Source organism: Marinobacter sp. DS40M6, from assembly GCF_028581595.1.
GTDB classification, from domain to species: domain Bacteria; phylum Pseudomonadota; class Gammaproteobacteria; order Pseudomonadales; family Oleiphilaceae; genus Marinobacter; species Marinobacter salarius.
In genome coordinates this window covers 141,944-154,257 of the sequence record NZ_JAFCAE010000003.1, presented here as the reverse complement: position 1 = coordinate 154,257, position 12,314 = coordinate 141,944, and the positions used below count along the sequence as shown (strand labels likewise).

Genomic DNA, 12,314 nt, shown 5'->3' with positions numbered 1-12,314 from the left:
GCAGGTTGCCTCGCTTAGCTTCGCCAGAACGCTGGTGAAAGCACAATTACCACGCTCAGTATTTCCAGACGCCCCATCAGCATACCCACCGATAGAATCCATTTGGCAAGCTCCGGGAGCGGTGCAAAGGTGCCCGCTGGCCCAATTGTGTCGCCGAGCGCCGGGCCAACGTTGGTCAGCACGGTGAGTGCTCCGGACAGGCTGGTGATAAAGTCCAACTGCAGAGCTGCCAGCGCGACCGTTATGATCAGCAGGCACAACAGAAAGATAAAGGTGTAGGCAATCATCGAAGCGATAATTTCGTCGCTGACCGCGCGGCCATTGTAGTTGCGTGTGAATACGGCCCTGGGATGCAGCAGCCGCATCAGCTGCTCCCTCAGTACGATCAATGAGAGCTGGAAGCGGAACACTTTCATGCCCCCGGCTGTTGAGCCGGAGCACCCGCCGATAAACATCAGAAAGAAAAACAGCACAAACGCAAGTGGGCCCCACGCAGAGTAATCTTCCGAGGCATAGCCGGTTGTCGTGACCACAGACGTGACATTGAAGAGCGTCGACACGTAGCCGTTAACGAGGTCGAACTCCACTGGTGAGACGTACCAGCGGTAAAGAGTCAGTAAGGCAGGTACCACCAGCAGGATGGTCACGAACAGCCGCACCTGCTGATCCCTGAACAGCACGCCGTGCTGGCCATGCATTTCCCGGACAAAAAGAAAGAACGGCATGCTGCCGATCATCATGAACAGGGTGGCTTCCAACAGAATCAGGTTGGAGTCGAACTTGCCCATGGACAAGTCGGATGTAGAGAAGCCACCGGTCGCAATACTCGTCAGGCCATGGTTGAACGCGTCAAACAGGCTCATACCGGACAACCAATAGGTCGTTACCGCAAGCACCGAAAACGCCACGTAAACCAACAGCAAGCCACGACTGAGGGTTTTCATTCGCGGCAGGGCCTTGTCAGTCCATTCTGAAGATTCCGTTGCAAAAAGCCGCATGCCGCCCACGCGGAGGAAGGGCAATACGGCAACGAACATGCCGATGATCCCGATGCCGCCAATCCATTGCAGTACAGAGCGCCAGAGCAGTAGGTCCTGATCCATGGTGTCCAGGCCGGTAAGCACCGTGGCTCCGGTGGTGGTGATGCCGGATGTGCCTTCGAAAAAGGCCTCGCCGAGGGTAAGCCCCAGATCACTGAGATAGAACGGGAGCGAGGAGAGCAGGGCGATAATAAACCAGCTGGAGACGGTCAGCACGAACATGTAGCGGGGCTTCAGGTCTCGTGCCTGGCGGTAGGTCGCGAGAATGCCCAGCAGCCCCGTGCCAAAACAGATAGCCGCAGACTCCGCAAACGCCATGGCATTCGGCGATTCAGAATTTACGAGAAGAAGCACAGGTAAGGTCATGAAAATACTAAGAAGTATAAACATGACGCTCATGATAAAGATTACGGGGTTCAGGTTTCTCAAAGGACGCTCTAGCCGGCTGAACAGAGAGACGGCGTCAGAATACATGCGGCTTGGGGCTTTCGCAAGGTGGAACCCGCAGTGTGTCAGGGTCTTACAGGTACATTAAATCACTGTAAATTCCGCGTAAATAAGGATCCGAACGCTGGTGTTTGTCGTCAGCCTGATGCAACTTCGAATTGTGAGTTCGGTTTGAAACCGGAAGGAGAATTCAAATGAAAAAGTCGATTGCATTGATGCTTGGTCTTTCTGCAGCGCCGCTGATGGCGGTCTCCCAAAGCGCCTTCGCTGATGTCTACAAGTCAGGTGGTGGTAGCCTTTATGCGGGCCTGAACTACAGCTTTATCAATATCGAAAACGGCAGTGACGACGTTGACGTTGGTACGCTGTCCGCGAAGGTGGGTGGCCTGGTGTCGCCTTTCTTTGGGCTCGAAGCCCGTGCTGGGTTTGGCGTGGACGATGATCGCATTGGCGGCGTCGATTATTCGCTGGACAATTTCTTCGGCGGCTACGCCACGCTGAATCTGGCGAACGAATCACCCGCAACGCCTTACGTTATTTTCGGTGTAACCCGGGTTGAAGTGGAAGCGAAGTCGTTCCTGGGGACCACCACCGAGGATGAGTCGGACTTTTCCTACGGCGCTGGTGTGAATGTTGAGCTGGCACCGGAAGTGTCTGGCAACGTGGAATACATGCGTTACTATGACAAGGATGGCTCCACCGTTGACGGTCTGGGCCTGGGCGTCACCTTCAACTTCTGATCGGAGCGCTCTGCACAAAGAAACCTTGGCGGCGGAGGCCTGTTCGCCGCCGTTATTGGGAGCCAGTTTGAATCACCTTGCCCATCTTTTTCTCGCACCAGATTCCCCCAAGGTTCGTGTGGGCAGCCTGCTGGGGGACTTTGCGAGAGGCATTGTGCCGGACGAACTGCCCCGGGAAGTGAGGGTGGGGCTGCAGCATCACAGGGTGGTGGATGCGTTTACCGACCAGCATCCGCAAGTCATTGCCAGCAAGCGGTTGTTCTCCCCTCAGCGCCGACGTTTCTCGGGTGTGGCGCTGGATATCCTCTACGATCACTACCTGTTAAGAAACTGGCAACGCTTTAGTCATGTGAATTCCGATACCTTTATCGATCAGGTCTATCGGGAACTCGATGAAAACGCGTCGTTGATGCCTGAGAAAATGCAAAAGGTGACTCAGCAGATCGTTCTCCACGACTGGTTCCGCTCATACCAGGACATTGACAACATTGGGTATGCTCTGGACCGGGTCGCCAATCGCATACGGTTCAGGAATGCGTTCAGCGGAATCATCGAGGAGATCAAAGCCCACGACCAGGAACTCGAACACAGGTTCCTCAGCTTTTTCCCTGAACTCAACCACTTTGCCACAAAGGATTTTGAATGTTGACGGACTCCAAGAGATACGTTGTCGCGGCGCTTTTCGCGTTCCTGATCCCCTCCATCGCCATGGCTGAGAGCAGCAGTAATGAAAACGCTGTGCCCGAGCGACTTGGCTTTGTTGAATGGCTTGTGCTCGAGGGCACGGGCCTACGCATGAAGGCCCGGCTGGACACCGGGGCCAAAACCTCTTCACTGCATGCCGTCAATGTTGAGCCGTTCACGAAAGGTGATGAAGAATGGGTCAGTTTCCAGTTGCCGCTGGCTGACCACCAGGATGAGGACGACGCCGACGGCAAGAATCTGGAAGAGGTGATTCTGGAGTTCAGCCTGCCTGTTGAGCGTACGGTTAAGATCAAACGCAAGGGCGCACCCTCGCAGCGCCGGTTTGTGGTGGTTATGGACTTCTGCATTGCCGGTACCAGTCACAAGACTGAGTTCTCGCTCACCGACCGTGGGAAGTTTTCCTATCCGGCGTTGTTGGGTCGACGGTTCATGCGCGATGACAATATCCTGATTGATTCGGCGGACGCCTTCATCGCGAAGCAGGACTGCGAGTACAAAAATCTGGCCGATGTTGCTGAAGAGCACGCTGGGTGAGTTGTTTGTAAAGTCTTCTTATAGACAAAATGTAACTATAAGTCTACAATGATACCAAGTGTTAAGTGGGCGAAAGCCTGAAAAACAGTGGTGTCCGCTATGAGTAACGCGCAGAAACTCGCAACCGTCCAAAAGAACAACGTCTCCGGCGTTGGCCTTAAAACCGTGTTTAATATTCTGGACCGTTGGGGCTGTACTCCCGAGCAGGTACAGAAAATCCTTCAGATCTCCCGCCCGGCGTACTACAAGTATCGTAAAGCGCCGGAGCAGGCGAGCCTGACCCATGACCAGATTGAACGTCTCAGTTATCTGGTCAACATCCATGGCTGCCTGCGGATGATTTTCGAGAACCCGAAGAACGTTTACGGCTTTATGGCCCTGAAAAACGACAATCCGTACTTCAACGGCAAAAGTCCCCTTGAGATTATCAGTACGGGCCAGTTTGCTGCTTTGTATGAAACGTTCAGGCGTATCGATGTATTGCGCGGGGGGCTCTGGTGAGTCAGGAACAGCCGCCAACGATCACACCCGAGAGCATTACCGGGTTTCGCCTGATCAACTCGAGGTTTCCGCCCATCAGCCTGTTTGATGATGTGGCGGACGAAGATGAGTTTGATGCGCTCTACGAACTTCAAGCGCTCACCAACCCCCGTCTTCAGACCGAGTTGGGTAATCTCAACCTGATCCGCAAAGCGGAGATCCCGTTCGGAATCCCTGGCTGCTCCTACGCCACCGGCCCGTTTACCCATGTAAACCCCGAAGGCAGCCGCTTCAGCGATGGCCAGTACGGTGTTCTGTATATGGGGGAGAGCATCGATACAGCAATAGCGGAGGTGGCCTATCACCAGTCACGCTACTGGCAGGGCATTCACGGTTTGGACTACGACCGGCTGGTGTTCCGCGGGCTTAAGTGCAAGGTGGGGACGATGACCCTGCACGACGCCACGACCCTCTCCTTTGGGGACGCCATCTACGATGCTGACAGCTACGCGGTTTCACGGAGTTATGGTCGCAGGCTCTACAGGGCAGGCTCGGAAGGGCTTCGGTATCACTCTGTTCGAAAACCCGGCGATACCTGCTGGGGATTGTTCACTCCCAGGCACGTCCGCAGTGTTATCCAGACGGCGCATTTCGAGTTTATCTGGAACGGTGAGCAAATCAGCTCGGTTAACAAGTTCACCAAGGCGTGAGCATACCGTTACGGTTTCCATTCACTGACGATCAAATCGAACAGTGCCCGCAATTCTGAACGTTCATAGTTTCGCACGCCGCATATCAGATTGAGGTTGGTGATCATCTCCGGATCATCAAAAATACGCACCCCTCCGCGGCTCTGTGATTGTTCCGCGAACTCCCGCTCCACAAGCCCAAACCCCATGCCGGATTTGACCATAACCACCGTGGAATACTCGTCGTCGGAACTGGTGGCCGCGTCGGAGAGGCTTGCCTGAGGGCCAAGCAGGTCCTTCATGAAATCAAAAAACGGGCAGTCCCGGTTGGGCCAGACCCAGGGCAGGCGCCGACGTGACTCGAAGTCGGCTGGTAGGGTGTCGAGCTCCGTATCCGCAGGGCCAACAACGGAAATACGCACTGGCGTGAGTGGCACCACCTTCAACCTCGGGTCCTCGCAGTTGCCATAGACATACCCCAGATCCAGCTCTTCTGAAAGCACTTGCTCGACAATCTGGGTTGACGCCCGGGTTTTCATTTCCAGGTTGAGGTGAGGGAGAGCGTCCGTCTTCCGGCGAAGCACTTCGTCTACACGAAGGTATTCAGGCGGAGAGTTCAGTCCAAGGCGGAGTGTTGCGTGGGGCACCGAACGCAAGGAAAGCGCAGTGTTACGTACATCTTCCACGGCGGTAAACACCTGGCGAACGGGCATGAGCAAGCGCTCGCCAGCCGCGGTCAGGGACATTCCCTGTTTACTGCGCTCGAACAGCAGAACCTCGAACTCTTCCTCAAGCTGGCGAAGGTGCTCGCTCACCGCAGACGGTGTCGAATGACGACGAGCGGCCGCGCGAGTCAGATTGGCCTCTTCAGCCACCAGAAGAAAAGACTTGAGCCTGTCCAGCTTTATGTTCATATTTTTCGAACACCGGGTTCAAATAATGTCGATGGACGACCTGGTACGGCGGGTCGAGAATGGTTTCATTGTAGTCATCGTTCATATTTAAAGGAAGATGAAAATGAAAGCCATCCTCGTCAATCAAACACTCAGACAAGCACCATCGATTGCATGTGTTCCCTCAAAGAACGCTTTCATGAGGCGAGCCATCGCTGCTATCAAGCGCTATGCGGGACGTTGGAGTCGCCGGTACCAATTGCGGCAGTCGCTGTATGAAATGGACACCAGACTGGTCGAAAAAGACATAGGGTTGCCTCACGGCAGTCTGGTAGAGGAAGCGCACAAGCCATTCTGGCGGGAGTAGTCGTCACGCTGATCCCTTTCCCCAGGGCTCAGCGATGCGTCTTCCAGAACGGGCTGTGTGCCTCTCGTAGCAGCTGAGCTCTGGTTGTTCCGATGTCCCATGCCAAACGATCCAGCTCTCTCATCGGCATTCCCCGCAGGCGTCTTCTTAGGCGTGTGCGGGTTTTTTGGTTCTCAATATAGTGTTTGAGTGTGCGAAACAGGACTTTGTCGATGTTCATATTCCACCTCCGGTGCTTGTTAAAATTCTATTGGACCGGTGTTGGCGGAACAGACACAGAAGGGTGCTATTGGGGGAGTACAGTTTTAAGATACAGTTGACGCCAGCGAAACGGGTGCTAACCTTCCGTAGGTGCCGGGCTCCCATATAATTCATTTTTCAACATGACTACTTGTTTCGTGGCCGACTCGTGAGGGATCACCTGAAATATTCTATTCCCCTAGTTCTCAGCCTGTGTCTCAGCCTGGCGTCGGCGCATGCTTCCATACGCTCGGAATATGAAGTCAAAGCGGCGTTCCTCTACAACTTCACACGTTTTATTACCTGGTCAAATGGAGCAACCGCTTCCGATCCTCTTGATGTGTGCATCTACGGCGATGATCCCTTCGGCAACCTGCTTGACCCCATGCAAGGTCGTAAATCCCAGGGCAGGGCGCTTCAGCTTCGATACCCCAACGTTCCGGCCGATATCGCGGGATGCGACGTACTTTATATAGGGCAATCCCAGTCCAGAAATGTCGACGAACTGCTCGAAATGGCCGAGAGCCACGAAGGCATACTGACAGTGAGTGATTTGCCAGACTTCATTCGCAAGGGCGGGATTGTCGGTTACGTGAAGCAGGGTAATGTTATTCGCTTCGAAATCAGCCTGAAAGCCGCAATGGAAGCGGGCCTGACCATTAACTCCAGGCTTCTGGAACTGGCGGTGAGGGTCCTGAGATGATGGGGCGGTGGCGATACTGGCGACTGAAAACCAAACTGCTATTCCTTACGTTGTTCACCAGCGCACTTGGCATCACCCTGGTCTGCGCGAGCCTCATCTTTGTTGAGAACCAGAATTACCGGAAACAGCTTGAATCCGAGCTTCATGTCATCGCTGGCATCCTGGCGGAGCAGTCCGCTGCCGCCCTGGTGTTCGAGGACAACGAGCAGCTGAGCAGTATTATCACCAGCCTCAAGCGTATCGACACTATTCGGCAGGCCTGTGTCTACAACCAGCAAGGGGACGTGATGACGTCTCTTTCAGGCCGGCCACAGGGGCAATGCCCATCGGTTGGTTCGTCGTTGGAAGTAGGGTTCGTCGGAGACGTCTACCAGTTACTGATGCCGGTCACACTGGACAACGAAGTGGTCGGGCAGCTTTTCCTCTCATCACACCTTGAAGTTTTGCGGGGCCATATCCGGACCTTTGTATCCGTAGCCTCCGGTATCGGGGCGGTGATCCTCATCGCGCTGGTATTCCTGGCGCTCAGGTTACAGAGAATCGTATCCGAACCCATTCTCAAGCTTTCGGAGACGGCCGAGCGCATCGCCCAGGATCACGACTATTCCATTCGTGCGCCGGTTTCCGGCACCGACGAACTCGGGCGCCTGGGTAACACCTTCAACGAGATGATCAGCACCATCCAGCAACAGAACCGCCGCATCCTGGAAAGCCGTGACAGCCTGGAGCGCATCGTCGAGGCCAGGACCTCCGAGCTGAGCATGGCCAACCGTGAACTGGAGGCGTTCAGTTACTCGGTCTCCCATGACCTCAGGCAGCCCCTGAGAGCCGTTGAAGGGTTTGGGCAAGCCCTGGAAGAGGATTGTGGCGATCAGTTGAATGAGATCGGTAAGGATTACCTGAAGCGAATCCGCGCGGCCAGTGTACGGATGGCAGGGCTGATCGATGGGTTGCTTGTTCTGTCCCGCGTCAGCCGACAGTCTATGGAAAATCAGACAATAGACTTGAGCCAGATGTTGGAAGAAATTGCGGAAGAACTGCAAGACATCAGCGATGATGTGCCAACGGAAATTCTCATACAGCCGGGTATGTGGGTTGTAGGCGACAGCCGAATGCTGCGTGTTGCCTTCCAGAACCTGATGGCGAACGCTTGGAAATACAGCGCCAAAGAAGAAAAACGAATTGTCGAAGTGTTGTCTCGAAGAGAAGGGCGCTGGGTTGCTATTGAGGTTCGTGATAACGGTGTCGGCTTCGATATGAGGTATATCGACAAACTGTTTGTGGCATTCAATCGACTTCATACGCCGTCGGAGTTCGGCGGCACAGGTATTGGCCTGGCGACTGTATACCGCGTTGTTCGCCGGCACCATGGCGATATTTCCGCTACGTCGCAATTGGGCGAGGGGGCAAGTTTTGTTGTGAAGTTGCCTGTTTCGGGAGATCAGGACTAGACTGTAGTCAGATTCAACCTATTAATGCAATTCATTGAAAGGGCAAATAAAATCATGGATGGCCATTCAATCCTTGTGGTTGAAGACAACCCGGATGATCAGGTTCTGGCAGTGCGAGCCCTCAAGAGTGCGAGCGAAAACAGCCCTGTCATCGTAAAAGAAGACGGGCAGGAAGCCCTGGACTTCCTGTTTGGCAACGATGCCAGGCAGCCGTGTAAAGATCTGGATTCGCTCGGTCTTGTTTTGCTTGATGTGAAGCTTCCCAAGGTCAGTGGCCTGGAGGTCCTGAAAGGTATTCGGTCCTCGCCACTGACCAACTGGCTGCCAGTCGTTATGGTTACATCCTCTGATGAGCCGGCAGACCTGTTGAATGCATACCGTTTGGGTGCCAACAGCTTTATCACCAAGTCGATCAATTATCGGGAGTTTACGGAACAAATGAAGTTGCTTGCCCGCTATTGGCTTTTTGTCAATAAAGTGCCGAAGGCAGGTGCGGTTCGCTCGTTTTAAAAAGGTAAGGCCATTGACAGACACAGCCAGCCCTCTACGGATGTTGATCGTCGAAGATTCAGAAGACGATGCGCTGCTTCTACTGCGAGAGATGCGCAAAGGAGGCATAGCCCCCTATCATGAGTTGGTAGACAGCGAAGACCGTCTGTCCTATGCCCTTCGCCGGGGTAAGTGGGATATCGTCATTACCGACCACAACATGCCCGGCTTCTCTTCGTTCAGGGTATTGGAGCTGACCAAGAAGTACTGCAAGGACCTGCCAGTAATCATCGTATCCGGAACGATCGGCGAGGGCGTTGCCGTTACCGCCATGAAAGCCGGTGCGCAGGATTACATCATGAAGGACAACCTGTCCCGGTTGATTCCTGCCATTGATCGGGAAGTACGTGAAGGATTCATGCGCCAGGCCAAGCGTGTTGCCGAGAATGCCCTGGAGCATATGGCTTATCATGACAGCCTGACTGATCTTGTGAACCGCCGGGAATTCGAGCGGCGGCTGGTGCAGGCGCTCGAAGACACCCATAAAACCGGCCGTCATCATGTACTGCTCTATCTTGACCTTGACCAGTTCAAGATCATAAACGACACCTGTGGTCATGTGGCTGGGGATTACTTGCTTAAGCAGGTCGCCGCATTGCTGTCACTTCAAATTCGCTCTGATGATACCCTGGCTCGCCTCGGCGGCGACGAATTTGGAGTACTGCTGCGCGGTTGCGACGCGGTTCATGCACACAAGGTCGCAGAAAAGCTGTGTGAAGTGGTCCATGAGTTCCGCTTTGTTTGGCAGAACAAGCCGTTCTCGGTGTCGCTCAGCATCGGTATGGTTTTGATCAACGAAAACTACAATAGTGCCGGTGAGCTTCTGAGCCACGCCGACCTGGCCTGCTACGCCGCCAAGGATCGGGGACGCAATAACGTCCAGCTTTACGAAACCGATGACAGTGATATGCAGCAACGTCAGCGGGATATGAACTGGACCAGCCGAATTCAGCAGGCTCTGCAAAATAACAGTTTCTGCCTATGGCAGCAGGAAATGGTTGCCCTTCAGCCAGAAGCCAACGACGGTTATCGCACCGAATTTCTGGTCCGCCTGAACGAAGGGGATGACATCGTACCTCCAGGAGCCTTCATTCCTGCGGCGGAACGCTTCAACTTGATGACACGAGTTGATCGCAAGGTCATCGACCTGGCATTTGACTACCTTGATCGCACTGGGCTCGGGCGTGAGAGCACAGGAACGTTCTTTATTAATCTGTCTGGAAGCTCGTTTAACGAACCAGAACTGTTTCTGTACATCAGCCAGTTAGCGGAGCGGTACAAGCTGATTCCCGAGCGTATCTGCTTTGAAATTACTGAAACTTCCGCCATTGCCAATCTGAACGCGACTCAGAGGTTCATCAATTCCGCCAAAAGAAGAGGGTTCAAATTCGCGCTTGATGATTTCGGCGCGGGCATGAGTTCGTTCTCCTATCTGAAAGCCCTGCCAGTGGACTACCTGAAAATTGATGGTGGTTTCGTCCGCAACCTGCTGGACGACCCAATCGATTTGTCTATAGTCGATGCGTGCAACCGGATTGGCCACTCCGCAGGACTCAAGACGGTTGCCGAGTTCGTGGAGAACGACGAGGTGAGAGCCCGTCTGGTTGAACTGGGGCTCGACTTCGCCCAGGGATATGGAATTTCCATGCCTCGACCGCTGGAATAGATACCTCTCCGCCTTTGTTCACACTTCAATAATGGACGTAACCTCCAAAAGGATTATCAATGCTCGAAAATGGTGACTTGATATTACGCTACCTGGAGCGTTTGGGTGTCGAGTATGTGTTTGGCGTTCCTGGCGGGAGCATTGAACCATTTTATGATGCGTTGGCAAGAAGTGAACGCCGGGGAGGCATTCGGACCATTACTGCTCGTCATGAATCCGGAGCGGCCTTCATGGCAGAAGGGTATGCCCGCGAAACTGGAAAAATAGGCGTCTGTTGTTCAACTGCGGGTCCTGGTGCCACGAACCTGTTAACCGGTGTCGCATCAGCCTATGCGGACGGCATTCCCATTCTCGTCATAACGGCGCAAACAGGGCTGGACAAGTTTGGCCAGGGTTCATTGCAGGAAACATCTTGCACAGGAATTCATACAGTAGAGATGTTTGCCAAATGTACACGTTACAACACTCTGGTATCGCATCCTGCCCAACTCGAAACCAAACTGCTTCAGGCTGTAAGCCATGCTGTGAGTAATCAACCCGGGCCGGCACACCTTGCGATCCCCCTGGATGTAATGCGCCATCGGATTCCGGATAACGTAAAGGATCAGGCGCTAAATGCTTTTCTCAACCACGAAGTTGCTCCCAACCAGGCGTCCCTCCAGGCGCTGCTGGACGATTTAGAGTGCACCGATAAGGTCACGCTGGTGTTGGGTGAGGGCGCTACGGGGGCAAATGATATATTGGTAGCGTTGGCGGAATCACGTAATTGGCTACTCGTTACCACGCCGCGAGGAAAAGGGCTCGTAGATAGCTTTCATCCACTCTACAGGGGCGTATTCGGTTTCGCCGGCCACAATAGCGCGACCGACGCGTTAAAAGTGGAGAATGCGGATCGTGTCGTAGCCATCGGCACAGCCCTCGATGAAGTATCCACGTGTGGATGGGACCCGACCACCATACTGTCGGACCGCCTGATTCATATTTCCAGCAACCCTTCACATCTCAGCCGTTCAACAATGGCGAGGTTGGTAGTTCTGGGCTCCCCGAAACTCGTATTTGGAGCGATCGCGGATAAATTGATTGGTGACGCTACTGGAGAGTCCAGACAGCCAGTTACCAGCGATGCTCCCTTGCCGGAAAATACCCGTTTTGATGAACCTGAGGTTTGTCTTGAAAGATCGGGGCGCATTAAAGCCCAGGCACTGATGAATTTCATGAGTACGATATGCCCCCGGGATTCCCGAGTCCTTATGGATACCGGAAACAGCTTCCTGTGGGGGATTCATTACTGGAATGTTCGGCGCCCGAAAGGCATGCCAGCTGAAAGGAATCTGTTCAATATCGGGTTGGGGTTTGCTGCAATGGGCTGGGCGATCGGCAGTTCTATCGGGATGGCCACAGCCAACCGGGACAAGCCGGTTGTTTGTTTTACGGGAGACGGCAGCTATCTGATGTCAGGTCAGGAATTGACGATTGCGCTCCAGGAAAACCTGAATGTATTGATGCTCGTTCTGAACGATGCTTCATTAGGCATGGTCAATCATGGACAGAAATTGAGCGGAGGGGAACGGGTCGCCACGCAACTACCAAGTGTGGATTTTGCCATGATGGCCAAAGCATTGGGTGTTGAGTCTCACACAGTACAGACCATGGAGCAGTTGATAGACCTGGACATACCCGAAATTCTGTCACGTCCCGGCCCTTGCCTTCTGGATATCATCGTCGATGGTGATCAGGTACCTCCATTAGGATCGAGAATGAAGGTGTTAACCGGCTCGATACCCAACGACAATTAACTTAGGGGAAATCG

13 protein-coding genes are annotated in these 12,314 nt (G+C 53.8%); 11 read left to right on the top strand and 2 right to left on the bottom strand.

The annotated features are described in order from the left end of the window. Positions 1 to 14: 14 nt before the first annotated feature. Positions 15 to 1,430: a TrkH family potassium uptake protein gene (locus tag JJO78_RS08375; RefSeq protein ID WP_228209671.1), complete on the bottom strand. Its 1,416-nt coding sequence runs from the start codon at positions 1,428 to 1,430 to the stop codon at positions 15 to 17. A 251-nt stretch (positions 1,431 to 1,681) separates the two neighbouring features. Between JJO78_RS08375 and JJO78_RS08370 the strand changes: the two genes are divergently transcribed. The 5 genes from JJO78_RS08370 (at position 1,682) to JJO78_RS08350 (ending at position 4,656) form a co-directional block, all read left to right on the top strand. After that, the gene (locus JJO78_RS08370; protein WP_007152159.1) at positions 1,682 to 2,227 is read left to right on the top strand and encodes a porin family protein; all 546 of its coding nucleotides are present in this window, start codon (positions 1,682 to 1,684) and stop codon (positions 2,225 to 2,227) included. Between the two features lie 67 nt (positions 2,228 to 2,294). Further along, on the top strand, positions 2,295 to 2,876 hold the full coding sequence (locus JJO78_RS08365; RefSeq protein ID WP_273623320.1) for an acyl carrier protein phosphodiesterase: 582 nt from the start codon (positions 2,295 to 2,297) through the stop codon (positions 2,874 to 2,876). Next, positions 2,870 to 3,466, top strand: a complete 597-nt coding sequence (locus tag JJO78_RS08360) for an ATP-dependent zinc protease family protein (protein ID WP_273623319.1) — start codon at positions 2,870 to 2,872, stop codon at positions 3,464 to 3,466. The genes JJO78_RS08365 and JJO78_RS08360 overlap by 7 nt, the downstream gene beginning before the upstream one ends. Before the next feature lie 99 nt (positions 3,467 to 3,565). Beyond that, positions 3,566 to 3,967, top strand: a complete 402-nt coding sequence (locus JJO78_RS08355; protein ID WP_007152162.1) for an antitoxin Xre-like helix-turn-helix domain-containing protein — start codon at positions 3,566 to 3,568, stop codon at positions 3,965 to 3,967. Then, the gene (locus JJO78_RS08350) at positions 3,964 to 4,656 is read left to right on the top strand and encodes an RES family NAD+ phosphorylase (protein WP_273623318.1); all 693 of its coding nucleotides are present in this window, start codon (positions 3,964 to 3,966) and stop codon (positions 4,654 to 4,656) included. Before JJO78_RS08355 ends, JJO78_RS08350 begins: the two co-directional genes overlap by 4 nt. Positions 4,657 to 4,664: 8 nt before the next feature. On the opposite strand, the gene JJO78_RS08345 is transcribed toward JJO78_RS08350, so the two are convergent. Continuing rightward, positions 4,665 to 5,549, bottom strand: a complete 885-nt coding sequence (locus JJO78_RS08345) for a LysR family transcriptional regulator (protein ID WP_007152164.1) — start codon at positions 5,547 to 5,549, stop codon at positions 4,665 to 4,667. A gap of 178 nt (positions 5,550 to 5,727) precedes the next feature. On the opposite strand from JJO78_RS08345, the gene JJO78_RS08340 reads away from it, so the two are divergent. The 6 genes from JJO78_RS08340 to JJO78_RS08315 all read left to right on the top strand — a co-directional run bounded on the left by JJO78_RS08340 (position 5,728) and on the right by JJO78_RS08315 (position 12,300). Beyond that, entirely contained in the window at positions 5,728 to 5,895 is a 168-nt protein-coding gene (locus JJO78_RS08340; protein ID WP_156105500.1) for a DUF1127 domain-containing protein, read from the top strand. A 409-nt stretch (positions 5,896 to 6,304) separates the two neighbouring features. Next, positions 6,305 to 6,838 (top strand): YfiR family protein, encoded by a 534-nt coding sequence (locus tag JJO78_RS08335; RefSeq protein ID WP_157665604.1) that lies wholly within the window; start codon positions 6,305 to 6,307, stop codon positions 6,836 to 6,838. Continuing rightward, positions 6,835 to 8,289 carry an ATP-binding protein gene (locus JJO78_RS08330; RefSeq protein WP_091644296.1) on the top strand — a complete coding sequence of 485 codons (1,455 nt, stop codon included), beginning with the start codon at positions 6,835 to 6,837 and terminating at the stop codon, positions 8,287 to 8,289. Before JJO78_RS08335 ends, JJO78_RS08330 begins: the two co-directional genes overlap by 4 nt. 54 nt (positions 8,290 to 8,343) lie before the next feature. Next, complete coding sequence (locus tag JJO78_RS08325; protein ID WP_040474253.1) at positions 8,344 to 8,799, top strand: response regulator; 456 nt, start codon at positions 8,344 to 8,346, stop codon at positions 8,797 to 8,799. 13 nt (positions 8,800 to 8,812) lie between these two features. After that, positions 8,813 to 10,504, top strand: a complete 1,692-nt coding sequence (locus tag JJO78_RS08320; protein ID WP_226909918.1) for an EAL domain-containing protein — start codon at positions 8,813 to 8,815, stop codon at positions 10,502 to 10,504. 59 nt (positions 10,505 to 10,563) lie between these two features. Beyond that, positions 10,564 to 12,300, top strand: coding sequence for a thiamine pyrophosphate-binding protein (locus JJO78_RS08315; protein ID WP_273623317.1), 1,737 nt, complete (start codon positions 10,564 to 10,566; stop codon positions 12,298 to 12,300). Positions 12,301 to 12,314: the final 14 nt, after the last annotated feature.